This is a genomic window from Micromonospora sp. NPDC002296, from assembly GCF_040296145.1.
In the GTDB taxonomy this organism is placed as follows: domain Bacteria; phylum Actinomycetota; class Actinomycetes; order Mycobacteriales; family Micromonosporaceae; genus Micromonospora.
In genome coordinates this window covers 115,739-139,407 of record NZ_JBEOWQ010000001.1, presented here as the reverse complement: position 1 = coordinate 139,407, position 23,669 = coordinate 115,739, and the positions used below count along the sequence as shown (strand labels likewise).

The following is a 23,669-nucleotide window of genomic DNA, read 5'->3' as shown; positions in this document are numbered from 1 at the left end:
GGGCGATCCCGGGACCGGCTGGCAACACCACCGGCCGGCCCCGGACACGTCCGTCAGTCGAACAACTCGCCGAGGAAGCCGCCGTGCTTCTTCTTGCGGCGGTAGTGGCCGTGGTAGCCGTGGTGCTGCTGTTGGCCGTGCCCGCCGTACGCCGGGGCGACGGGCGGGTAGCCGTGCACGGGCGGCGGAGGCGGCGGGGGAACCGCGCCGTACCCCGGCTGCTGTGGCTGGTGGGCGGGCGGAGGTGGCGGCGGGTAGGCGCCGGGCGCCTGGGGGCGCTGTGCCGGGTTCGGGGCGCCCGCCGGCTGCTGCCGGTTCCAGTTCGCCTCGGCCTCGAACAACTTCTCCAGTTCGCCGCGGTCGAGGAAGATCCCCCGGCACTCGCCGCACTGATCGATGACGACTCCGCTGCGTTCGTACTGACGCATGTCTCCGTGACACTTGGGACAGGTGAGCTGCATCATCCGAAGGTACCTGGTGATGTCACCCGTTTGCGGCGAGCACGTCGGTCACCTCGTCGTCGGAGACCTCATGGAAGTCCTCGTAGTAGCTGCTGACCGCGCCGAAGCCGGCGGGCCGTTGGACGCAGACCACCTCGTCGGCCTCGGCGACCAGCATCTCGTACGCCTCCTCGGCGCCGACCGGGACCGCGACGACCACCCGGCGGGCGCCGAGCCGCCGGGCCACCTGGACGGCGGCGCGGGCGGTGGCCCCGGTGGCCAGGCCGTCGTCGACGATGACGGCGGTCCGCCCGGTCAGGTCGAGCGGGGGGCGACCGACCCGGTAGCGGCGTTCCCGGCGCTCCAGTTCCGCCTGCTCGTGGCGTTGCACCTCGGCGACGTCCCCCGGATCGACCCGGGCGGCCACCGCTTCGTTGAGCACCCGCACCCCGTTCGGGCCGAGCGCGCCGAAGGCGACCTCGGGCGCCATCGGCATGCCGAGCTTCCGCACCACCAGCACGTCGAGGGGTGCGCGGAGCCGCTCGGCGACCACCCGGGCCACCGGCACCCCGCCCCGGACCAACCCGAGCACGGTGATGTCGGGCCGGTCGGCCAGCTCGGCGAGCCGGTCGGCGAGGACCCGGCCGGCGTCCTCCCGGTCGCGGTAGGTCGTCGTCATTCCTCAGGTGTACGCCCTGCCGGCGGGCCCGCGTCGGCAGTCCGGCGAGAACGACCGTTCGGTGGGCGGAGACCGCCCGGCTCGGGGCGGGCGAGGGCGGGTGCCCAGACCAGCAGGGCGGCCGGGTAGAGCAGGTACCCGAAGCGGGTGGACGGCATCAGCAGGATCGCGGCGAGCAGTCCGTACCCGCAGATGAGGGCGGTGGCGGCGGCCGTGCGCGGCGGGCGGCGCACCAGCCGGACGGCGATCCCGACGCCGACCGCGACCAGCAGCGCGGCGGCGACCGCCCGGCCGGCGGGCAGGGCGGTCGCGATCAGTTGGCCGGGGAACGGGGACTGCGCCGGGCTGGTGACCAGGCCGTGCCCGAGCGGGAAGCGCAGCACGTTCTCGACCAGCGCGTCCCGGTCGACCAGCAGCGCGGGGAGCAGTGCGAGCGCCGGGACGCCGAGCGCGCCGGCGGCGAGCCGCCCGGAGGAGCGCCGGGTCGCCGCCCAGGCGATCAGGACGAGGGCGACCGGCCAGGCGAAGAGCTTCAGCGCGCCGGCCAGCCCGACGGCCAGGCCCGCGCGGCCCGGCCGGTCGACGGCGGCGAGGGCGAGGGCGAGCAGGCAGAGGGCGAGCACGGGCAGGTCGTCGCCGCCGGTGGCCAGGGTGAGGGCGCAGATCGGCAGCACGGTGGCCGCCTGGACGCCCCGCAGCACCGCCGCTGCCCGGTCGGTCGGGTCGGTCGGGTCGGTCGGGCGTAGGGCGCGGACCGCCAGGGCGAGGGCCAGCGCGGTGGCGACCGCGAACCACAGCCGGGCGTCGGTCCACCAGCCGTCCGCGACCGCGCGGGGCAGGCCGAACAGGGCCATCCCCGGCTGGTACGGGGTGTAGCCGAGCAGCCGCTCGTCGGCGGGGAGCGCGGCGATCGCGTCGTGTCCGAGGTACGGGGTGCCGGTCTCGACGAGGCGGGTGCCGGCGTGCTCGACGACCACCACCTCCTCCTGTGCCCGGTCGGTCCGGCCGCCCGCTCGCTGCGCGCTCTGCTGGATCAGCGGCAGCACGGTGGTGGCGGCCCAGGCGAGCCCGGTGACCGCCCAGCGGCCGGGTAGGCCGGCCAGCGACGAGGCGGCATCGCGTCGCCGGGCGGCCAGTTGACCCGCGACGGCGACGGCGGCGAGCAGGTACCCGAACGCGGCGACGGTTCCCCAGGCGCGGTGCGGCGGCAGGGTGGAGGTGGCTGCGGTGACAGCCGCGAACGCGGCGGACGCGGCGTACAGGCCGATGTCGAGGGCCAGACCGCCCGCGGCCCGGTCGATCCTCCGCCAGCTCGCGGGGGTGCGGGTGGTCCGGTCGGCGGCGGTCACGCGGGCAAGTGTGGCAGACGCTCCCCTCGGCCCCGGCCGCCCTGCCGGCGGCCGGAGGGGAGCCGGAGCACGGCACCCGCGTCGTGCAGCGGCGGTGCGAGGGCGCCGGGGCGACCGCCGAACCCGCGGTGCAGCGTGGCGAGCAGCGTCCCGGCGGGCACGGGCCGGCCGAACAGGTGGCCCTGCCCGGCGGCGCAGCCCAGCTCCCAGAGTGCGCGGCGCTGCGGCTCGCTCGCCACCCCCTCGGCGACCACGGTGAGCCCGAGGCTGCGGCCCAGGTCGAGGGTGGACCGGATGACGGCGGCGGCCTCCGCCGATGCCTCCATGACGGACACGAAGCTGCGGTCGATCTTCAACTCGTGGACCGGGATCCGGGAGAGCAGGGAGAGCGAGGAGTAGCCGGTGCCGAAGTCGTCCAGGGCCAGCCGGACACCCTCGTCGCGCAGCCGGTTGAGCACCCGGTCGACCACGTCGAGCTGGCTGAGGGTCAGCGTCTCGGTCAGCTCCAGGACCAGCCGGTCCGGCGGCAGGTCGTGGGCGCGCAGCCGGGCCAGCACGGCGCCGGGGAAACGGGCGTCGAGCAGGTTGCGCGGCGACACGTTGACCGCCACCGGCAGGTCGAAGCCGGCCGCCCGCCAGCTGTCGGCGGCGATCAGCGCCTTGTCGAGGATCGCCTCGGCGAACGCCGGGAGCAGCCCGGAGCGTTCCACCGCCTCCAGGAAGCGCAGCGGATCGATCATGCCGTGCACCGGGTGGTGCCAGCGGGCCAGGGCCTCCGCGCTGGTCACCTCGCCGGTGGCGAGGTCGACGATCGGCTGGAAGTTGACGGTGAACTCGTGGTCGGCGACCGCGCGGGGCGGCTCCCCGCCGAGGGTGAGCCGGCCGAGGTCGGCGGCGTCCCGGGCCGGGGCGTACGTGGAGATCCGCTGGCCGGCCCGCTTCGCCTGGTACATCGCCACGTCGGCGCGGCGCAGCAACTCGGCGACCCCGCCGCTGGCCGGTGCGACGGCGATGCCGCCGCTGGCCTCGATGCTGATCCGCATGCCGTCCAGGCCGAGCGGCTCGTGCAGCGCGGCGAGCAGCGCCTCCGCCCGGTGGGCGGCCACCGCCGGGGCGGGCAGGCCGCGCAGGAGCACGGCGAACTCGTCGCCGCCGAGGCGGGCCACCAGGTCGTCGCCGTGGGCGGCGCCGCGCAGCCGGCCGGCGACCTGCATGAGCACCCGGTCGCCGGCGGCGTGGCCAAGGGTGTCGTTGACCTCCTTGAAATGGTTGAGGTCGATCAGCACCAGCGCGGTCACCCCGTCGGCGTGCCGGGCGTTGAGCTGCTCGGTGCCCTGCTCCAGCAGGTGCCGCCGGTTGGCCAGGCCGGTCAGCGCGTCGTGGGTCGCCGCGTACGCGTGCTCGTCGGCGACGCGGGCCAACTCGGCGTACGCCTGGGCGTTGCGCACGGCGGTGCACAGCGCGGAGGCGAAGGTTCGCAGGGTGTACTGCTCGCGTTCGGAGAGCCGGACCGGGCCCCGGAACCACAACCGCAGCGCGCCGATGTCGACGGCCCGGTCGGATCCTTCGAGGGGCACCTCGATGGCTGATCCGTCCACCGCACCGACCTGGTCGGCGGGCCCGTCGTAGGTGAGGGCGCCGGCGGCACCGCGGACGGTCCGGGTGCCCTCGCGCAGGGCGATCTCCACCTCGTCCGCGGAGAACAGTTCGGCGGCCTGGGTGACGGCGGTGGTGAGCACCTTGTCGAGGTCGACGACGTTGAGCGCGTCGGTGGTGCGGGCGAGCCGCTGCCAGGCGTCGCGTTCCGCCCGGTTGCGGACCCGGCTGGAGTAGGCGAGGTGCAGGCTCAGCACCAGCGGCGGCACGACGATCAGGAAGCTGGGGTTGCTGTTGAGGATCAGCAGGGTGGAGACGATGACGGCGAACCGGGCGGTGGCGCTGGCGATGCGCAGGTCGTAGTGCTCGCGGAACAGGTCGCGGACGCGGGTGCGGGTGGCGAGGGCGATGACCGGGAAGGTCAGCACCTCGTCGAGGACGACGACCACGAGGTACGCGGCGACGAGCGCCCAGATCGACCGGCCGACGGACCCGACGATCGGCCAGCTCCAGCCGACCGTCAGCAGCACCATCCCGCCGACGGCCGCGGTGACCATGTCCTTCGCCACGCCGAACGCCAGCTTGAGGGGCGCCACCCGGAGGATGCCCCGGACGAGCCCGACGCCCAGGCCGGTCGCGAGGATCACCCAGGGCACCGGTGCCACCGCGAGCCCGACGAGCACCGCGACCTCGGTCCAGGAGACGCCATGGGTCGTCGCCCGGATGCGGATTCGCACGTTCACGGTGGCGCCCACCGCCACGAGGAATGCCACGGTCGCCGCGCTGGTGAGCTCTCGGGCGCTCGGCGGGCTGTCGAACCCGATGGCGCGCAGGCTGAGCACGACCGCGGTGGCGGCGCACAGCACGACGAGACCGACAAGCAGCAGAAGCCGCCGATCGGTCTCACTGTCGCGTCTTGCGCTCGCGGCCACGTCCGGTCCCTCTGCCGTCGGTGATTCCTGGCAGTGCGTGTCTCGGACTTTACGGCCGGTCAGGTCTCGGGTGAAGAGTTCGATCAGAGCCAGTCGTGAGCCTTCATGGTCCCGCCTTTCGTCTCAAGAACTTCGTCGACCGATGCCTGCCCGGGCTTGGCTGACACGCCGAATCTTATGACGTTTGGTGGGCCTTCGTGGCATTGCATGTCCATATGCGCAGAATGCGCTAATGAGTACCGTTCAGGTCACTCACCGTTCTGGCGCGAAAACCCACAGCGTAACTCCTGCGAGTTCTCGGCATAATTATCGGAGGGGTCCTCCTTCCCGTCTCTCCCCGGTCCGTCCACAGCCGTTTGCGCTGGTGTTGGTACCCCGTGGTGCGGTCGTGCGGCGGGGCGGTGAATTGTGATGACGGTCCGGTGTCCGTTCGGTGTACCGAGCCTGACGCGCTTTTGCAGGTTTTTGTTTAAGTTTGTATACATATGCGTGACCGAATGGTGCAGCAATCAATTCCCGGGCCTGCCATTCGCCCGGTCCGCGGCGGCACCCCATTCCCGCGAGAACGGGGCCCGGCTTGTTTCGGGCCCCGTTCGTCGGCGCCCCGCCCGCCCCCGGCCCCGCCCGGCCGGCCCGGCCGGCCCGGGCCCGGGGCGTACCGGACGATAGGCTCGCGACCGTGACCGATCCCGCGCAGCTCACCCACGTCGACGCGGCGGGCGCGGCCCGCATGGTCGATGTGTCCGCCAAGGCGGTGACCGGCCGGCTCGCGGTGGCCGCCGGCCGGCTGCGGACCACCCCCGAGGTGGTCGACCTGCTGCGCCGCGACGGGCTGCCCAAGGGCGACGCGCTCGCCGTGGGCCGGCTCGCCGGCATCATGGGTGCGAAACGGACCCCCGATCTGATCCCGCTCTGCCACCCGATCGCGCTGCACGGGGTGACGGTCGACCTCACCCTGACCGACGACACCGTCGAGATCACCGCCACGGCGCGTACCGCCGACCGGACCGGCGTGGAGATGGAGGCGCTCACCGCGGTCGCGGTCGCCGGCCTGGCCCTGGTCGACATGGTCAAGGCGGTCGACCCGGCGGCGTCGGTGGAAGCGGTGCGGGTGCTGCGCAAGGAGGGCGGCAAGACCGGCCGCTGGCTGCGGCCGGAGGACCGGCCGTGATCCGCGCCCGGGTGGTGGTCGCCTCCAACCGCGCGGCGGCCGGCGTCTACGCCGACACCAGCGGCCCGCTGCTCGCCGCCGGGCTGCGCGAGCTGGGCTGTGAGGTGGATGACCCGGTGGTGGTGCCCGACGGCGAGCCGGTCGGCGAGGCGCTGCGGGCCGCCCTGGCTGCCGGGATCGACGTCGTGCTGACCAGCGGCGGCACCGGAATCACCCCCACCGACCGGACGCCGGACGTGACCCGCGTGCTCCTCGACCATGAGATCCCCGGCATCGCCGAGGCGATCCGCGCCCACAGCCGGGAGAAGGTGCCCGCGGCGGCGCTCTCCCGCGGCGTCGCCGGGGTGGTCGGCCGGATGCTGGTGGTCAACCTGCCCGGCTCCACCGGCGGCGCCCGCGACGGCCTCGCGGTGCTCGGCCCGATCCTGGCCCACGCCGTCGACCAGTTGCGCGGCGGCGACCACTGACGGCCCGGTGGTCGGGGTGGTCCCGCCCGTAGGGCCGGCGCGCGGGCGGGTCGGCCAGCGGCGGTGTCGGCCGGCCACTGGTGGGGCGGGCCGGACCGCCCGGCGATAGGCTCGGCCGGTGAGCACGGAAACCGCGTCCGCCGCCGAGCAGGTCGCCGTACCGCCGCCGGCGGGCTGGGAGGAGGCCCGCTCCCGGGTGTACGCGGTCGGCCTGGCCGCCGCCCTGCCCGCCGTGAGCCGGCCGCTCGCCGACGCCGACGGGCACACCCTCGCCGAGCCGTTGGCCACCCGCACCGACCTGCCGGCCTTCCCCACCTCCAGCGTGGACGGCTGGGCCGTGCGCGGGGGCGGGCCGTGGCGGATCGTCGGCCGGGTGCTGGCCGGCGGCAACCCGCCCCCGCTTGCCGAGGACGGCACCACCGTCGAGATCGCCACCGGCGCGATGGTGCCCGAGGGCGTCACCGCGATCGTGCGGGTCGAGGAGTCCACCCGTACGGCCGACGGCCGGATCGCCGGTACCCCGCGACCGAGCCCGGAGTGGCGCCGACCGGGCGAGGAGGCGTACGCGGGTGAGGAACTGCTCCCCGCCGGCACCCCGGTCGACCCGGCGGTGATCGGTCTGGCCGCCTCCTGCGGGCATGACGCCCTGCGGGTGCGCCGCCCGCCCCGCGCCGCGCTGCTGGTCTTCGGCGACGAACTGCTGACCTCGGGCCCGCCGGCCGACGGCCGGGTCCGCGATGCCCTCGGCCCGGCCGTGCCGGCCTGGCTGCGGCGGTACGGCTGCCAGGTGCGCCCGGCCGACGTGGTCGGCCCGGTGGCCGACACCCTGCCGGCGCACGTGGCGGCCCTGCGCGCGGCGCTCACCACCGCCGACCTGGTCTGCACCACCGGCGGGACGATGCACGGCCCCGTCGACCACCTGCACCCCACCCTGGAGGCCCTCGGCGCGGACTACGTGGTCAACACGGTCGCGGTCCGCCCCGGCTTCCCGATGCTGTTGGCCCGGCTGGCCGACCCGGACGGCCGGGTCCGGTTCGTGGCCGGCCTGCCCGGTAACCCGCAGTCGGCGATCGTCGCGCTCGTCTCGCTGGTCGCGCCGCTGCTGGCCGGCTTGCAGGGGCGGCCGATGCCGGGGCTGCCGCACGCCACGCTCGCCGAGCCGGTGCCCGGCCGCGGCGACCACACCCACCTGGCCCTGGTCCGGCTGGACCGGGCGGCCGGCACGGCCCACCCGGTCCGGCACGTCGGCTCGGCGATGCTGCGCGGGCTGGCCGGCGCGGACGGGTTCGCCGTCATCCGGCCCGGCACCACGGGCGAGCCGGGCGCGCGGGTGCCGGTCGTGCCGCTGCCCCTGCTTCCGGGGGAACGGTCCTGGTGACGATCGAGGAGTCGACGGTCTTCGGCACGGTCACCGAGGAGCCGCTGGACCTGGCCGCACACGAGGCGGCCGTCGCCGACCGGCGGGCCGGGGCAGTGGTGTCGTTCCGGGGCGTGGTCCGCGACCACGATCACGGCCGCACGGTGACCAGCCTGGAGTACGAGGGCCACCCGAACGCCGCCGCGGTGCTGCTGGAGGTCGCCGCCGAGGTGGCCGCCGACCCGGACGTGTACGCGGTCGCGGTGTCGCACCGGGTCGGCCCGCTCGGCGTCGGCGACGTGGCCCTGGTCGCGGCGGTGAGCACCGCGCACCGGGCCGCCGCGTTCGCCGCCTGCGCCCGGCTGGTGGACGAGGTCAAAGCGCGGCTGCCGATCTGGAAGCGGCAGGTGTTCGACGACGGCACCGAGGAGTGGGTCAACTGTCCCTGACGTCGTCGGCCGGCGCGGTGTCCGGGTCGGCGGGCAGCCGTGCCCTCGGCGACCGCCGGAGCCTCAGCGGCGGCCGTTGACCAGGGAGGCGCGGCCGAACCGGTCGGCGTAGAAGGCCGGCTCGGCGCCGGGCCGCCACGGCAGCGCGGCGACCAGCACGATCAGGGCAACGGCGAGGGAGTTCTCCATCAGCGCCCCGAACAGGCCGTCCTGGTAGTGCGACACCTCGGGGAGTTGATGCTCGTACGGCCAGATCGGCGAGGTCAGGAACAGCAGGTAGAGGCCGACCGCCGCCACGCCGTGCCGGAGCCCGGTGAGCGTCGGGTACCAGATCGGTGGGCGCAGCCCGTTGACCCCGGGCAGCCCGCTGTACGACGACGCCTGGCCGGCGCGCTGCACCGACCCCCGGCTCGCCTCCCGGCGGCGTACCGCCGCGTCGGCCAGCACGATGATCGCCGGAATGACCCAGACGAGGTGGTGCGACCAGGAGATCGGGCTGATCACGTTGGCGGTGAGCCCGACCAGGGTGAACGCGGTCAACTCGTCGCCGTCGGCGCGGGCGCTGACGGCCCGGGACAGCCCGAGGGCCAGGATCAGCACCGAGAACGACAACCAGAGCAGGCCGGGCGTCTCGATCGAGTCGTAGAGCCGGGCCAGCAGGCCCGCGAGGGACTGGTTGGGCGTCATGTCGGCCGCGCCCACCCGCTCGGTCTGCCACAGCACGCTGCCGAAGTAGGACCGGGACTCGGTGCCGACGAGCGCGAAGCCGGCGAGGGTCACCCCGATCGTGGTGCCGACCGCCGTGGCCGCCGCCCGCCACTGCCGGGTGATCATGAGGTACGCGATGAACAGCGCGGGGGTCAGCTTGACGGCAGTGGCCAGGCCGATGCCGACCCCGGCCCAGGCCCCGCTGAACACGAAGCGCCGCAGCGGCCCGTCGGCGGGGTCGAACCGGGTGCCCCGCTTCGCCCGCCAGCGCAGACCGATCAGGTCGGCCATGATCAGCGCGAAGAGCAGCAGGTTGACCTGGCCGTAGCCGAGGGTCTCGCGGCCCGGCTCGAGGGCCACCGCCATCGGCGTCGCGATGCCGACGGTGAACCAGAGCGGCCAGCCGAGCCGGTCCACGACCGGCCGCAGCAGGCCGGCCAGGACGAGGGCGAGGGCGGCGATGCTGGCCAGCACGTTCAACCAGCCGGCGACCTGCACCGGCACCAACGCCATCGGGAGCATGACCAGCCCGCCGAAGGGCGGGTACGTGAAGCCGAGCGTCGTGGAGGGGGCGATGAAGTCGTACAGCTCGTTGCCGTTCATCCACCACACCACCGCGCCGTGGTAGATCTTCATGTCGAAGAAGTTGTACGGCCGCCCGAAGGCGCCGATGGCGAACCACGCGGCGTACGCGACGGCGGCCAGGACGCCGACCCGCACCGCGGTCCTGCGGTCGACCCCACGGGTCAACCGGGTCACGCGGCGGATCGGCGTGAGGCGGTCCATCCGTCGTCCGACGGTCGTCGGCATGGCGTGGCCACCCCCATACCAAGATCGTCCTACCCGTTCAGGTCCAGCACGGAGCCTAGAACGGCGCCTCACGTTAATGCCTCCCGCGTTATGCGACCGTGTCCGATCCCACACTGATTTTTTACATTTCCACCCCGTTAACGCCTACCGGGTGGTTCAGGTAATTCGCGGCCTTGGCGGGGAAGGGCCGGCGGAGGGAGCGTCGCGCCGCAGGTCAGCCAGGCAGTCGGCGTGCCGTGGCGGCGGAGCGTACGGCGATCCGGGCCTCCCGGCGGGCGGTCCGGACGGCCCGCTGCACCGACCGTCGTGAGTGGCCGATCCGGTGTCCCGCCCGCCACCGCAGACCCGGCTTCCCCTCGGTGTCGGCGGCGGCGAGCAGCAACCCGCCGAGAAGGCCGAGATTCTTCATGAACTGGGTCTGGTGCTGTGCCCGCTCGGCCGGTTCGCCCTTCCAAAAGGGATGACCGGCGACGGTGGTCGGGACCAGCGTGCCGGCGAGCACCAGCGCGGCCGGGCGGGTGAACTTCCCGGTGGCCAGCATGAGGCCGGCGATCAGCTGGGTGGCCGAGTTGATCCGGACCAGCGTCTCGGTGTCGGTGGGGATTCGGGGGGAGACCTGCTGGATCAGCGGGGCGACCCGGTCGGTCACCGGCTTCGCGGCCGGCGCCAGCCGTCCCGGGTTCTGAAGGGTGCGGGCGCCGCTGACCACGAAGACGCCGCTCAACATGACGCGGGCGAGGGAGCGCACGGGTTTCATGGATCAGTCATACCCCGTCGCGGCGGCGGCTACCCCCACAACGGCCCGATCCGATCGGCCGACGTGGACGCCGGAAGGCGCACCCATGATCCGGACCGCCACGCCGATCGGGGCGACCGTCGCTGGTGGACGGGCTCCGGCCGGTAACCTCGCCCGGGTGACCACGCTGCGGCTCCGCCCCGAGGGTCCGGCTGACACCGGCCCGGTCCGCCGGGTACTGGCTGCGGCCTTCGCCCGCCCCGACGTGTCGACCCCGCCCGAGGTGGGACTGGTCGACGAGTTGCGTGACACCGACGCCTGGGTGCCCGAGTTGGCCATGGTCGCCGAGTACGGCGGCGAGGTGGTCGGGTACGCCCTGCTGACCCGGGTCCGGGTCGGCGCGGAGGATGGCGCGGTCCCGGCGCTGGTCCTCGGCCCGGTCGCCGTCGCGCCGCACCGGCAGCGCGTCGGGCACGGCACGGCTGTGGTGCAGGCCGCCCTCGACGCCGCCACCGAGCTGGACGAGCGGCTCGTGGTGGTGCTCGGCGACCCGGCCTTCTACCGGCGGTTCGGCTTCACCCGCGCCGACCGGATGGGGCTGACCAGCCCGTGGTCCGGCCTGGGGGACCCGTGGCAGGCGCTGGTCCTGCCGCCCAGCACCAGCGGGGCTGCCCCGGTGCCCCGTGGCGAGGTGTTCTTCCCGCCGCCCTGGTCCAAGGTCTGACCGCCGGCCCGAGACCCGGCCGACGCCCCTGTGCTCTGGTCAGGCGGGCTGGGTGCGCAGGTACCGGCCGAAGTGCGGCACGGTGAAGGCGACCGTCCCGCGCTCCCCGGAGTAGATCAGCCCCTTCTTGATCAGCGCGTCCCGCGCCGGGGAGAGGCTGGCCGGCTTGCGCCCGAGTGCGCGGGCGATCTCGGCGGTCGGCACGGCGGCGTCCATGTCGTCCCGGCCGCCGGCGTGCCCCTCGACGAGGGACAGCGTCGCCATCGCCCGCATGTACTCGCGCTCGGCCGGGGTGGCCCGCTCGAACCGGGAGCCGAAGAAGCCCACGGCCAGCTCGGCCTCCGCCTCGGGGGCGGCGACCCGGACGTCCGCGTCGGTGATCGGGGAGCGCGGCGCGTGGTCCCAGGTGGCCTTGCCGTACGCCTGGACGAAGTACGGATAGCCGCCGGACTTCTCGTGGAGCAGGTCGAGGGCCTTCGGCTCGTACTCGACCTCCTCCCGTTCGGCCGGCGCGCAGAGCGCCAGGTCGGCGGCGATCCGGTCGAGCCGGTCGATGCGCTGGTAGCGGAACAGCCGCTCCGAGTACGACTTTGCGGCGCTGAGCACCGCCGGCAGGTGCGGCAGCCCCGCGCCGACCACGATCAGCGGCGCCCCGAGCTGGGACAGCTCGTGGCAGGCGGCGCAGAGCGCCGAGACGTCCTCGGCCCCGACGTCCTGCATCTCGTCGATGAAGACCGCGATGCCGGTGCCGACGTCGGAGGCCACGGCGGCGGCGTCGCTGAGCAGCTCCACCAGGTCGATCTCGATGTCGCCGGAGTCGGCCCGGCCGGTGGCGGCCGGCACGTCGATGCCGGGCTGCCAGCGGTCGCGCAGCTTCGGAGCGGCGGCGCCGGCCCGGCCGGCGGACGCGGAGCGCTGGGCGAACGCCTTCAGCACCCCGAGGAACGTGTCGATGCGGTCCGGGGCGCGGTGCCGGGGTGCGAGCTCACGGACCGCCATGTGCAGCGCGGCGGCGATCGGACGGCGCAGCGACTGGTCCGGCCGGGCCTCGATCTTGCCGCTGCCCCAGAGGTGGTTGATGGCCTCCGAGCGGAGCGTGTTGAGCAGCACGGTCTTGCCGACGCCGCGCAGGCCGGTGAGCATCAGGCTGCGCTCGGGGCGGCCCCGCGCGATGCGCTCCAGCACCACGTCGAAGACGTCCAGCTCCCGCCCCCGCCCGGCCAGCTCGGGCGGGCGCTGGCCGGCGCCCGGGGCGTACGGATTGCGGACCGGATCCACGAATCGCACAATATCGGGCCGTCTAGCCGGAAACCTAGACATCCGTAGAGGACGCTACCGGCGTGTCGCCGGCCGTCGAGACAAAACTAGGGCTGTCTAGCGGGTGCGCTAGACAGCCCTAGTTTCGGCTACTCAGGGCTGGCCCACCTGGTGCGCGTCCTGACGCGGAGCACGCAAGAGGGGCGTCAGCGGGCCTTCAGGCACAGTACGAAGTCGAGGGTGTCCAGCTGACTGTCGAAGAAGTACCAGTTGGTGTAGCCGGTGACCTTGGCGCACTTCGCCTCGGCGTCCTTCTCGCCGCTGGTCTGCCCGTCGAACCGGCGCAGCACCTCGTACGTCTTCGGGGCGCACGGGGCGATCAGCAGCTTGGGCTTGCCACCCGCCGGCCCCGTGTTGCGGACGCACTGCCCGGCCTTGACGAAGCGGGGATCGGCCGACGACTCGGGGGCCGGTGCGGTCGGGGCGGGGGCCGTCGGGGAGGCCGGTTCCTCCTTCGGCGGCGTCGGGTCGGCGGTCGGCCGGGCCTGGACGGCGCCCTCTGGAGCCTCGTCCCGGTCCAGCAGGTACCACACCAGCGAGCCCCCGCCGAGCAGCAGCACCAGCAGGGTGGCCAGCACGGCGATCAGCGGTCCCCGTCCGCGCCCCCGCTCCGGTGCCGGGGGCGGCGCCGGAGCCGGCGCCCCGGGGTACGCCGGCCGGCTCGGGCCGGGCCCCGGGGCGTACGGGCCACCGGGCTGTCGGGCTGCCGGGTACCCCCGTCCGCTCCCGCCCGGCCGGTACACCTCGGGTTCGTGGGGCCACGGTTCGGGACGGTCCCACGGGTCGGGCTGCGGCTCCCGGGACGGCGGCGCGGACCGCTGCGGCTCGCCCGTCCAGGGTGCCTGGTCCGCCGGGTGGGAGACCCGCTCGGGAGGCTCGTGGTGCCACGGCTGGCGAGGCGGGTACGCCGTGTGCGGCTCTTCCCGACCGTCGTCCGCCCAGGACCCGGGGGACCTGTCGTACCCGTCGTCCGCCCACGGCCCGGTGGGACCCTCACCCGGTGATCCGTAGTTCGACATGCGCACCCTCCTGCCCGAGCGGTGAGGCCGGCCACCAACAGGGGCACCGACGCCGTGGTCACCGTAGCGTGGCCAACCGATGACATCACCTCCTCCGCGTGCGACGGCATCGACCGGTCCGCCCGTACCCGATGGCCGGGCCACGCCCGACGGAGCCGCCGCGCCGCCGGTCCGACCGGCGCTGATCTGGACCGCGCTCGTCGTCGTCTACGTACTGTGGGGCTCCACCTACCTCGGGATCCGGGTCGCGGTGGAGTCGTTGCCGGCGCTCACCTCGGCCGGCCTCCGGTTCGCCGCGGCCGCCGCCGTGCTCGCGCTCGTCCTGCGGGTACGCCGGGGAGCGGGTGCCCTGCGCGTCGACCGGCGTCGGCTCGGCTCGGCCGCGCTGGTCGGGGTGCTGCTGCTGGCCGGCGGCAACGGGCTGGTGGTGCTCGCCGAGTCCGGCCCGCCCGGGACGGCTGTGCCCTCGGGGGTGGCCGCGCTGCTGGTCGCCACCGTCCCGCTGCTGGTCGTCCTGCTTCGGACGATCACCGGGGACCGGCCCCGGTTCTGGACCTTCGCCGGGGTGAGCCTCGGCTTCCTCGGCCTGGTCCTGCTGGTGCTGCCGACCGGTGGGTCGGGGGCGGTACCGCTGGCGGGGGCGCTGACCGTGGTCGCGGCGGCGACCTCCTGGTCGGTGGGATCGTTCCTGTCCAACCGTCTGACGATGCCGGCCGACCCGTTCGTCGCCACGGTCTACGAGATGCTCGCCGGCGCCGTGGCGCTGGCCGTGCTCGCCGCCGCCCGGGGCGAGCTGCGCGGCTTCGACCCCGGGCAGGTCACCGGCCCGTCCTGGCTCGCCCTGGCGTACCTGATGGTCGCCGGCTCGCTGGTCGCCTTCACCGCGTACGTCTGGCTGCTGCATCACGCGCCGATCTCGCTGGTGTCCACGTACGCGTACGTGAACCCGGTGGTCGCGGTCGCGCTCGGCGCGCTGCTGGCCGCCGAGCCGGTGACCAGCCAGGTGCTGCTGGGCGGCGCGGTGATCGTCGTCGGGGTGGCGGTGGTGGTGAGCACGGAACGTGCCGGACGGCGGACCGGGGCGGTGGGCCGGGCAGCCCGGCGGTAACGTCCGGCCGGTGTCCGCCGGGCTGCCGATCTCCGTCGCGGCGCTCGGTGCGGCGGCCGGCACCGTCGCACCGTGGCTGGCCGCCCGGTTCACCGCCGCCGCCGTGCCCGCCGCCGCCGTGCCGGTTGGTGCCGGACCGGGCACGACCCCGGCCCGCCCGCTGCTGTCCGCGCCGTGGCGGTCGCCGACGTGCGCGGTGATCGGGGCGGTCGTCTTCGGCGGGCTCGGCGTCGCGCCGGGCGTCGGGGCGGCGCTGCCGGCGTTCCTCGCGGTGGCCGCGCTCGGGCTGGTGCTCGCCGTGGTCGACCTGGCCTGCCTGCGGCTGCCCGACCCGCTGGTCGGCGCGGCGGCGCTCGCCGCGGTGGTCGGGCTGGTCGCGGCGGCGTCGGTCGCGGGCCGACCGGACCGGCTGCTCGGCCCGCTGGCCGGGGCGGCGCTGTCGTTCACCGGGTACGCGCTGCTGGCCCTGCTGCCCGGCTCGCGGCTCGGCTTCGGCGACGTCAAGCTCGCCGCCGTGCTGGGGCTGCCGCTCGGCTGGTTGGGCTGGCCGCCGCTGCTGACCGGGCTGGTCCTGCCGCACGCGCTGCACGGGCTGGCCGTGCTCGGCCTGCTGGCCGCCCGCCGGGTCCGCCGGGACACCCTGCTGCCGCTCGGGCCGGCCCTGCTCGTCGGCGCCTGGATCGCCACCCTGCTCGGCTGAACCCCTCCCCCGGGGGCTTCTTACAGCAGGCGGAGCTGGCGGTCCTTGGGCCGGCGGGGCTCGGCCTCGCCCAGGCGCTCGAACAGGCCCGGGTCGATCACGTCGAGGAACGGCGACGGCCGACAGTCCCGCTCCGACCCGTGCCGGGCGCGCCGGGCGGCGTGGCTGACGTAGAGGCGGTCCTGGGCCCGGGTCAGGCCGACGAAGAAGAGCCGCCGCTCCTCGGCGACCGCGTCCTCGTCCGGGGTGGAGCCGGGCCAGCGCAGCGGGAGCAGGCCGTCCTCGCAGCCGACCAGGAAGACCACCGGGAACTCCAGGCCCTTCGCGGCGTGCAGGGTGAGCAGGGTGACCGCCTCGGCGCGCGGGTCGAGGGCGTCCACCTCGGCACCGGTGGCGAGCTGGGACAGGAACAGCTCCAGGTCGTCGCCGCAGCGCAGGGCCAGCGGGGTCAGCAGGTCCACCGCCGCGCGGACCTCCTCGGGGCGCGCCGCACCGGAGCCGTCGAGGGTGGGGGCGGCGAAGCGGTCGGCGACCACCTGTCCGGCGAGCCGGACCCGGGCCGGTAGGCCGTCGGCCGGGCCGCCGGCGTGTCGCAGCTCCCGGGCGATCGCGTTCACCCCGGGGCGGTCCCGCAGCCGGTCGTGCGAGCGCTTCTGCACCGGGACGTTCGCCCGGGTCAGGGCGTCCACGATCGGTGCGGCCTGCGCGTCGGTCCGGTACAGCACGGCGATGTCGGAGAACGACAGGTTCGTCGACCGGCCGTCGATCCGGCCCGAGTCCAGCGACCGGTGGGACAGGCCGCCGACCAAATCGTCGACGGTGCGTACCACGAAGTCGGCCTCGTCGGGGACGGACGCGGCGGCGTACCGGCCGACCAACGGGGCCTCCGGGTCGAGCCGGGCCGGGTCGAGCCGACGGCCCCGGACCAGCGACGACGGCGCGATGGCCTGCACGGCGGCGGCCAGGATCGGCGCCGACGAGCGGTAGTTGCGGTTCAGCCGGACCAGCCGGGCGTCGGTGAAGTCCTGCGAGAAGCGCAGGAAGTAGCCGACGTCCGCCCCCCGGAACGAGTAGATCGCCTGGTCCGGGTCGCCGATCGCGCACAGGTTGCCGTCGGCGGGACTGAGCAGCCGCAGCAGCTCGTACTGCACGTCGTCGACGTCCTGGTACTCGTCCACGAAGATCCACTGCCATTGGTCCCGGTACCGCCGTACCAGCTTCTTGTCGGCGCGCAGCAGCTCCACCGGCAGGGTGAGCAACTCGTCCAGGTCGACCAGGTCCCGCTTGCGCAGCAGCGCCGTGTACGCCGCCAGGTCCTCGCCGGCCTCCGCCCTCGCCGCCGACCGGTCCGCGTCGTCGGCGATCCGGAAGCCGGCCGGCAACCCGGCGGCCCCGGCGTTCTCCCGCAGGATGGCCAGGCCCAGCGAGTGGAACGTGCCGACGGTGATGTCCTCGGCCACCGGCCCGAGCAGCCCGTCGAGGCGGTGCCGCAGTTCCTCGGCGGCCCGCCGGGTGAAGGTGATCGCGAGGCAGCGCTCCGGGAACACGTTCAGCTCGGCGCACAGGTACGCGATCCGGTGGGTCAGCGTCCGGGTCTTGCCCGTGCCGGGGCCGGCCACGATCAGCAGCGGCCCGCCCGGCGCGGAGGCGGCCACCCGCTGCATCGCGTCCAGCCGGTCCAGCAGGCCGGTGCCGACCTCCTCCATCCCGGCGAGCATCGGCTCGAACGGCTCGTGCGGGGAGGGCTGCGGCGGAATCGGCGGGGGCGGGGGCGGCGGGGCGGCCTTCCGCTTCGGCTCGGCCTTCGCCGCCGGCCGCTTCGCCTTCGCCCTCGCCGCCGGCTCCGCGGCCGTCCGCTGCGCGGGCACCGGTACGTCGAACAGCGTCTCCGCCTGCGCCCCCGTCGCCTTCCCGCCCAGCTCGGCCGGGTCGAACAGGGTGATCACCCCGTAGTCGCCGTCGTAGCCGGGCACCCGGCGCACGTCGCCCCGGCGCAGCCGGCCGATCCCCTCGGCGAGCAGCTCCCCGCCGACCCGGCCGATCTCGTCCAGCGGGGCACGGGTCAGGATGTCCAGCTCCGAGCCGAGCGCGGCGATCAGCTCGTTGAGCTTTCCCTCGACCTTCTTGGACTTCGGGCCCACCGCGTTCAGCTCGCCGAGGATCTCGGCCAGCGGGACCAGGTGGGTGACGTCCCGGGCGTGGTCGGGCCGGTGACCCTCGGGCCGGTCGGCCAGCTCCTCGACCCGGCTGAGCACCCCGATGGTGAGCGGCTTGCCGCACTCCGGGCAGCGCCCGCCGGCGGCCCGGGTCTGCTCCGGGGACCAGTTGACCTCGCACACCCGGTGCCCGTCGGCGTGGTACTTGCCCTCCTCGGGGAAGAACTCGATGGTGCCGGCGAGGCCGTCGCCGGTGCGCAGCGCCTCCCGGACGGCGAAGTAGTCCCGGCCGGAGGCGAACACCGTGGCCTCCCGGCCCAGGGCGGGCAACGAGTGCGCGTCCGAGTTGGACACCAGCCGGTAGCGGTCCAGGCTGCCGACCCGCCAGTTCATCTCCGGGTCGGACGACAGCCCGGTCTCCACGGCGAAGACGTGCTCGGCCAGGTCGGCGTAGCAGTCGGCGATCGCGTCGAAGCCGGACTTCGAGCCCAGCGCCGAGAACCACGGTGTCCAGATGTGCGCCGGCACGAGGTAGCCGTCCGGGCTGGCCTCCAGGGTGATCTCCAGCAGGTCCCGGGAGTCCAGGCCGAGGATCGGCCGGCCGTCCGAGGCGATGTTGCCGATCCGGCCGAGGGTGGTGTTGAACCGCTGCACCGCGTCCAGGTCGGGCAGGTAGATCAGGTGGTGCACCTTGCGGGTCCGGTCGTCCCGCTTGTAGATCGTGGAGATCTCCACACTGAGCATGAACCGGACCGGGTCCGCCTCCGCCTCGCTGGCCAGCCGGGGCGGCAGCCGACGGGCGATGTCCCGCTCCGCGTCGGGGCTGAGCCGGTACAACCCTGGCTCGGCCGGGTGCAGCGTCTCGCGCAGGTGGTCGTACCAGGCGGGGTGGGTGAAGTCGCCGGTGCCGAGCACGCCGATGCCCTTGCGCCGGGCCCACCAGCCGAGGTTCGGCAGGGTCAGGTTCCGGCTGCACGCCCGCGAGTACTTCGAATGGATGTGCAGGTCCGCGACGAACGGCGAAGGGCCACCGGGGGATGCGGCGCTGAACGGGAGCACGCCGCATCCTGTCACGCCCGCCCCAACGGCCGCTCCCCGCCACGCGTACGGGTGACCTGAGCATCCTTCCCTGGACACCCCGCCCGATGCGCGCTAGGCCTGCGCGCGCACCGGGGTCAGGGGGTGCGGAGTTCCACCAGGGTGATCTCAGGGTTCGCGCCGACGCGGACCGGGGGTCCCCAGAAGCCCGCGCCGTTGGTTACGTACACCTTCGTACCGTCGACCTCGCCGAGGCCGGAGACCACCGGCTGTTCGAGCTTCACCAGCAGGTTGAACGGCACGATCTGGCCGCCGTGGGTGTGCCCGGACAGTTGCAGGTCGACGCCGAACTTCGCCGCCTCGACGGCGGCCACCGGCTGATGGGCGAGCAGCACCACGGGGCGGCCCGGGTCCCGGTCGCCGAGCGCGGCGGCGAAGTCGGCGGGGGCGGCCAGCCCGGTGCCGGCGGCGCTCACGTCGTTCACCCCGGCCAGGTCCAGCACCCCGCCCGGGGTCCGGATCTCCTGCCGGGTGTTCTGGAGCACCCGCAGGCCGAGCCGGTCCACCTCCTGCACCCACTCCTCCACGCCGGAGTAGTACTCGTGGTTGCCGGTGACGAAGAAGCTGCCGTACCGGGAGCGCAGGTCGCGCAGCGGCGCCGCCGCCTCGCCCAGCTCGGCGACCGAGCCGTCGACCAGATCGCCGACGACCGCGACCAGGTCGGCGTCCAGCCGGTTGATCATGGCCACGATCCGCTCGGTGTGCGCCCGGCCGCGCAGCGGCCCGAGGTGGATGTCCGAGACGGTGGCGATGCGCAGCCCGTCCATCCCACGCGGCAGCTTCGCCAGCGGGATCCGCACCCGGTCCAGGCGCGGCGGGCCCGTCGCGTTGCGTACCCCGTAGCCGGTGACCCCGGCGGCCGTGAGGCCCGCGAAGATCGCCGCGCCGCGGGCCAGCAGCAGCCGACGGTCCGGATCGTGGCCGGGCTGGTCGACGGCCGTGGCGGCCGGTGGTTCCGCCCCGCCGGACGCGCCCACCAGCACCGGCTCGGGCGCGGCGGCGGCCGGCTCGGCGGCGACCACCCGGCGGCGCAGCACCAGCCGGGCGACCAGCATCGGCACTTCCAGCACCAGCAGCACGACCAGCAGGTAGAACATCACCGCGAGCCACAGGTAGCCCGGCCAGGCCAGCCAGAACAGGCCGGCCCGGGTGCCGATCATCGTGGCCGGGACGAGCAGTGCCAGTGCCAGCGCGGCGACGGCCCCGATCCGCCGCCACCGCCCCGGGCCGGTGGTGTCCTTGACCAGCCGCTTCCACAGGTAGAAGTGGAGCAGGCCGACGACGAGCGTCGCGAAGCCCACGAACGCCAGGTTCGCCAACACGTGAGCCTCCTCAGCCGCCCGCGAACGGGGGCAGCACGTCGATCGTCGTCCCGGCCGGCAGCGGTGTCCGACGATCATGACAGGTCATGCCGTCGACCAGGAAACTCGCCACGGTCAGCACGGCGGCGAGCCGTACGCCGTGCCGCTCGGCCAGCTCACCGGCGAGTTCGTCCAGGGACCGCCCGGCGGGCGTGGTCTCCTCGGCGGTGCCGGCGGCGGCCCGCGCGCCGGCGAAGTAGCGGACGGTCAGCAGCCCGGTCGGATGGTCCGGTACGTCGTGCTGCACCCGTCACCCGCCGATCGCGGACATCGGCCGGGCCGGCTGGAGGAAGGCCGGGTCGTCGATGCCGTGCCCGGCCCGCTTGCCCCACATCGCGGTGCGCCAGCGCCGGGCCAACTCGTCGTCGTCCGCCCCGGCCCGCAGCGCCGCGCGCAGGTCGGACTCCTCGGTGGCGAAGAGGCAGGCGCGGACCTGACCGTCGGCGGTGAGCCGGGTGCGGTCGCAGTCGCCGCAGAACGGGCGGGTCACGCTGCCGATCACCCCGACCCGGCCCGGGCCGCCGTCGACCAGCCAGGTCTCGGCCGGCGCGGCGCCCCGCCCGGCAGGGTCCGGGGTCAGTTCGAACCCGGTACGCAGCGCGGCGAGGATCTCGTCGGCGGTGACCATGGTCGCCCGGTCCCAACCGTGCTGGGCGTCCAGCGGCATCTGCTCGATGAACCGCAGCTCGTAGCCCCGGGCCAGGGCGAAGCGGAGCAGCGCGGGGGCCTCGTCGTCGTTGACCCCGCGCATGAGCACGGTATTGATCTTGATCGGGCTGAGTCCGGCGGCGACCGCCCCGGTCAGCCCGGCGAGCACGTCGGCGAGCCGGTCCCGCCGGGTCAGCCGGGCGAACCGGGCGGCGTCGAGGGTGTCCAGCGACACGTTCACCCGGTCCAGCCCGGCGGCCCGCAGGGCGGGGGCCAGCCGGTCGAGCCCGAGGCCGTTCGTGGTCAGCGAGATGCGGGGCCGAGGCTCCAGCGCGGCCACCGCCGCGACGATGTCGACCAGGCCGGGACGGATCAGCGGCTCCCCGCCGGTGAACCGCACCTCGGTCACCCCGAGGTGCCGCACGGCCAGCCGGACCAGCCGGACGATCTCGTCGTCGGTCAGCAACTGGGGGCCGGCCAGCCAGGGAAGTCCTTCGGCCGGCATGCAGTACGTGCAGCGCAGGTTGCACTTGTCGGTCAGCGAGACGCGCAGGTCCCGGGCGACGCGGCCGTACCGGTCGGCGAGGACGCCTCCGGTCGGTGGGGCGACGGTCACTCCTCGACCGTAGCGCGCCCGGCCTCACGCAACGCGGCGCGGGCGGCGTCGCCGACCGCCTCGCGGTACGCCCCGCCGAACAGGGCGGCGTGCACCAGCAGCAGGTGGAGCTGGTGCAGCGGCACCCGCTCGGGCCACCCGTCGGCCAGCGGCCAGGCCTCCCGGTAGGCGCCCATGATCCGGTCGTGGTGCGGCGGCCCGCCGAACAGCGCCAACTGGGCCAGGTCGGTCTCCCGGTGCCCGCCGTGCGCCGCCGGGTCGACCAGCCAGGCCCGCCCGTCGGTCCCCCAGAGCACGTTGCCCGCCCACAGGTCGCCGTGCACCCGGGCCGGTGGCTCGTCCCCGCCGAACTCGCCGATCCGGTCGAGGACCGCCTCCACCAGCGCGGCCTCGACGCCGGTGAGCGCGCCGCCGTCGACCGACATCCGCAGGTACGGGGCGAGCCGCCGGCGCGCGAACCAGTCCGGCCACGGGCCCGGGTCCGGCGTGTTGTCCTGGGGGAGCGCGGCGATGAAGCCGGGCCACTCCGCGCCGAACGCGGCGGCCCCGGCGCGGTGCGTCGCGGCCAGTTCGTGGCCGAACCGCTCGGCGACCTCGGGCGTCGGCTCGCCGGCCTCGACCCAGTCGAGCGCCAGCAGCTCCGGCAGCGCCACCACCACCTCCGGTACGGGGACCCCGTCGGCCTCCCGCAGCCAGCGCAGCCCGGCGGCCTCGGCGGCGAAGAAGCCCTCCGGCACCGGCCGGCCGGCCCGCTCCTCCGGCCAGGTCTTGGTGAAGACGGAGTGCCCGTCGTCCAGGGTCAGCCGGGACGCCGTGCAGACGTCCCCGCCGGCGACCGGCGTCTCCCGGATCCGTTGGTGGGTGAGGAAGGTCGGCAGGTGTTCCGGATGCGCCCGCAGGTACGCCAGGTCCATGACCGCAAGGTAGCCGCTCGGGGCGCTTCCCGTGGGGGTCTCCGCCCGGCGTCAGCGGTGCGTGCCACCCGGTCAGCGGCCCGGCGGCTCGGCGGGGGATCGGGGCTGAGCTGCGCCGCTACTCTCCGTGGCTGTGGACAACCCGCGTGTCGTCCACAGGGCCTGTCGAGACGCTCGGCCGCGGCCGAGGCTGCCTCCCATGGCCCGTACCGACCGCCCCCGGCTAACCGTCCGTTCGCCCGCCGACCTCATCGCGGCCGTGCCGTACCTGCTCGGGTTCCATCCCGCCGACAGCGTGGTGGTGGTCGCGATGCGGGGCCGGCGGATCATCTTCGCCGCCCGGGCGGACCTGCCCGGCCCGGGCGACGACCCGCTCGACCCGGCCGCCCACCTGTCCGGCGTCATCGCCCGGCAGGGCGCCGAGTCCGCCACCGTGCTCGGCTATGGCGACGCCCCCCGGGTCACCCCGGCCGTCGACGCGGTACGCGGTTCGCTGGCCGCCGCCGGGCTGACCGTGCTGGACGCCCTGCGGGTCACCGACGGCCGCTACTGGTCCTACCTGTGCGACGAGCCGGCCTGCTGCCCGCCCGAGGGCACCCCGTACGACACCGGGGCCAGCGAGGTCAGCGCGGCGGCGGTCTTCGCCGGTCAGGTGGCCCTGCCCGACCGGGCGGCCCTGACCACGCAGGTGGCCCCGTTCGGCGGCCCGGCCCGGGTGGCGATGCGCAAGGCGGTCGACCGCGCCGAACGCCTGCTGGCGGCCCTGCTGGCCGGGGCACCCGAGGCCGACCTGCTCGGCGGTCGGGCGCTGCGCCGGGCCGGCGTGGATGCCGTTCGTACCACCCTGCGCCGGTGCCGGCAGGGCGAGCGACCCACCGACGACGAGGTGGCCTGGCTGACCCTGCTCCTCACCCACCTGCCGGTCCGCGACCACGCCTGGGAGCGCACCGACGGGCGGGACCGGGACATCGCCCTCTGGACCGACGTCCTGCGCCGCGCCGAGCGGGATCTGATCGCCGCGCCGGGTTCCCTGCTGGCCTTCGCCGCCTGGCGGGCCGGGCAGGGGGCGCTCGCTGCGGTGGCACTGGAACGGGTGCTGGAGGCGCACCCGGACTACTCGCTCGCCCTGCTCCTCGACGACCTGCTGCGACGCGGCGTGCCCCCGTCCCAGCTCGACGGCTGGCCGACGACCGGCCCGCCGGGGGTGCTGCGCCGCAGACGACGCCGGCGCGCTTGACGAGCGTGCTGGCTGGTCGTGGCCGTGCGGCGAGGCCCGGTTGCCGCTGCTGGTCGAGTACCGGGGCAACCGCGTTG

At 75.0% G+C, this 23,669-nt stretch carries 21 protein-coding genes; 8 read left to right on the top strand and 13 right to left on the bottom strand.

Annotated elements, in window-relative coordinates:
* Positions 1–53: 53 nt before the first annotated feature.
* The 4 genes from ABT023_RS00670 to ABT023_RS00655 are packed head-to-tail and all read right to left on the bottom strand — an operon-like array spanning position 54 to position 4,996.
* A complete protein-coding gene (locus tag ABT023_RS00670; RefSeq protein WP_350880192.1) occupies positions 54–464 on the bottom strand; it encodes a TFIIB-type zinc ribbon-containing protein in 411 nt (136 codons plus the stop codon).
* A 19-nt stretch (positions 465–483) separates the two neighbouring features.
* Positions 484–1,119: a phosphoribosyltransferase gene (locus ABT023_RS00665; RefSeq protein WP_350880190.1), complete on the bottom strand. Its 636-nt coding sequence runs from the start codon at positions 1,117–1,119 to the stop codon at positions 484–486.
* Complete coding sequence (locus tag ABT023_RS00660) at positions 1,116–2,468, bottom strand: glycosyltransferase 87 family protein (RefSeq protein ID WP_350880188.1); 1,353 nt, start codon at positions 2,466–2,468, stop codon at positions 1,116–1,118. The genes ABT023_RS00665 and ABT023_RS00660 overlap by 4 nt, the downstream gene beginning before the upstream one ends.
* The gene (locus tag ABT023_RS00655) at positions 2,465–4,996 is read right to left on the bottom strand and encodes a putative bifunctional diguanylate cyclase/phosphodiesterase (RefSeq protein WP_350880186.1); all 2,532 of its coding nucleotides are present in this window, start codon (positions 4,994–4,996) and stop codon (positions 2,465–2,467) included. Before ABT023_RS00655 ends, ABT023_RS00660 begins: the two co-directional genes overlap by 4 nt.
* Before the next feature lie 679 nt (positions 4,997–5,675).
* Between ABT023_RS00655 and moaC the strand changes: the two genes are divergently transcribed.
* From moaC to ABT023_RS00635, 4 genes are all read left to right on the top strand, one after another.
* Positions 5,676–6,167, top strand: coding sequence for a cyclic pyranopterin monophosphate synthase MoaC (gene moaC / locus ABT023_RS00650; RefSeq protein ID WP_350880184.1), 492 nt, complete (start codon positions 5,676–5,678; stop codon positions 6,165–6,167).
* A complete protein-coding gene (locus ABT023_RS00645) occupies positions 6,164–6,634 on the top strand; it encodes a MogA/MoaB family molybdenum cofactor biosynthesis protein (protein WP_350880182.1) in 471 nt (156 codons plus the stop codon). Before moaC ends, ABT023_RS00645 begins: the two co-directional genes overlap by 4 nt.
* A 118-nt stretch (positions 6,635–6,752) precedes the next feature.
* On the top strand, positions 6,753–8,012 hold the full coding sequence (locus ABT023_RS00640) for a molybdopterin molybdotransferase MoeA (protein WP_350880180.1): 1,260 nt from the start codon (positions 6,753–6,755) through the stop codon (positions 8,010–8,012).
* The gene (locus tag ABT023_RS00635) at positions 8,009–8,440 is read left to right on the top strand and encodes a molybdenum cofactor biosynthesis protein MoaE (protein ID WP_350880178.1); all 432 of its coding nucleotides are present in this window, start codon (positions 8,009–8,011) and stop codon (positions 8,438–8,440) included. Before ABT023_RS00640 ends, ABT023_RS00635 begins: the two co-directional genes overlap by 4 nt.
* Before the next feature lie 63 nt (positions 8,441–8,503).
* Here ABT023_RS00635 and ABT023_RS00630 read toward each other — a convergent pair whose 3' ends face one another.
* Positions 8,504–9,958 (bottom strand): glycosyltransferase 87 family protein, encoded by a 1,455-nt coding sequence (locus ABT023_RS00630; RefSeq protein ID WP_350880176.1) that lies wholly within the window; start codon positions 9,956–9,958, stop codon positions 8,504–8,506.
* Between the two features lie 214 nt (positions 9,959–10,172).
* Positions 10,173–10,715 carry a DoxX family protein gene (locus ABT023_RS00625; RefSeq protein ID WP_350880174.1) on the bottom strand — a complete coding sequence of 181 codons (543 nt, stop codon included), beginning with the start codon at positions 10,713–10,715 and terminating at the stop codon, positions 10,173–10,175.
* A gap of 157 nt (positions 10,716–10,872) precedes the next feature.
* On the opposite strand from ABT023_RS00625, the gene ABT023_RS00620 reads away from it, so the two are divergent.
* A complete protein-coding gene (locus tag ABT023_RS00620; RefSeq protein WP_350880172.1) occupies positions 10,873–11,418 on the top strand; it encodes a GNAT family N-acetyltransferase in 546 nt (181 codons plus the stop codon).
* 39 nt (positions 11,419–11,457) lie between these two features.
* Here the strand turns inward: ABT023_RS00620 and ABT023_RS00615 are convergent, their stop codons facing one another.
* The gene (locus ABT023_RS00615) at positions 11,458–12,696 is read right to left on the bottom strand and encodes a DUF8462 domain-containing protein (RefSeq protein ID WP_350880170.1); all 1,239 of its coding nucleotides are present in this window, start codon (positions 12,694–12,696) and stop codon (positions 11,458–11,460) included.
* A gap of 185 nt (positions 12,697–12,881) precedes the next feature.
* On the bottom strand, positions 12,882–13,322 hold the full coding sequence (locus tag ABT023_RS29035; protein ID WP_502890562.1) for an LppU/SCO3897 family protein: 441 nt from the start codon (positions 13,320–13,322) through the stop codon (positions 12,882–12,884).
* Positions 13,323–13,833: 511 nt separating this feature from the next.
* Between ABT023_RS29035 and ABT023_RS00605 the strand changes: the two genes are divergently transcribed.
* Positions 13,834–14,862: an EamA family transporter gene (locus ABT023_RS00605; RefSeq protein WP_350880166.1), complete on the top strand. Its 1,029-nt coding sequence runs from the start codon at positions 13,834–13,836 to the stop codon at positions 14,860–14,862.
* A gap of 10 nt (positions 14,863–14,872) precedes the next feature.
* Positions 14,873–15,562: a prepilin peptidase gene (locus ABT023_RS00600; protein ID WP_350880164.1), complete on the top strand. Its 690-nt coding sequence runs from the start codon at positions 14,873–14,875 to the stop codon at positions 15,560–15,562.
* A 20-nt stretch (positions 15,563–15,582) separates the two neighbouring features.
* Here the strand turns inward: ABT023_RS00600 and ABT023_RS00595 are convergent, their stop codons facing one another.
* The 5 genes from ABT023_RS00595 to ABT023_RS00575 all read right to left on the bottom strand — a co-directional run bounded on the left by ABT023_RS00595 (position 15,583) and on the right by ABT023_RS00575 (position 22,355).
* Positions 15,583–18,777 (bottom strand): UvrD-helicase domain-containing protein, encoded by a 3,195-nt coding sequence (locus tag ABT023_RS00595; protein WP_350880163.1) that lies wholly within the window; start codon positions 18,775–18,777, stop codon positions 15,583–15,585.
* Positions 18,778–18,893: 116 nt separating this feature from the next.
* On the bottom strand, positions 18,894–20,138 hold the full coding sequence (locus ABT023_RS00590; RefSeq protein WP_350880161.1) for a metallophosphoesterase: 1,245 nt from the start codon (positions 20,136–20,138) through the stop codon (positions 18,894–18,896).
* A gap of 10 nt (positions 20,139–20,148) precedes the next feature.
* Positions 20,149–20,424: a MoaD/ThiS family protein gene (locus ABT023_RS00585; protein WP_350880159.1), complete on the bottom strand. Its 276-nt coding sequence runs from the start codon at positions 20,422–20,424 to the stop codon at positions 20,149–20,151.
* Between the two features lie 3 nt (positions 20,425–20,427).
* Complete coding sequence (gene moaA / locus ABT023_RS00580) at positions 20,428–21,441, bottom strand: GTP 3',8-cyclase MoaA (RefSeq protein ID WP_350880157.1); 1,014 nt, start codon at positions 21,439–21,441, stop codon at positions 20,428–20,430.
* The gene (locus tag ABT023_RS00575; RefSeq protein WP_350880155.1) at positions 21,438–22,355 is read right to left on the bottom strand and encodes a fructosamine kinase family protein; all 918 of its coding nucleotides are present in this window, start codon (positions 22,353–22,355) and stop codon (positions 21,438–21,440) included. Before ABT023_RS00575 ends, moaA begins: the two co-directional genes overlap by 4 nt.
* Positions 22,356–22,554: 199 nt before the next feature.
* On the opposite strand from ABT023_RS00575, the gene ABT023_RS00570 reads away from it, so the two are divergent.
* Entirely contained in the window at positions 22,555–23,592 is a 1,038-nt protein-coding gene (locus ABT023_RS00570; RefSeq protein WP_350880153.1) for a DUF4192 domain-containing protein, read from the top strand.
* Positions 23,593–23,669: the final 77 nt, after the last annotated feature.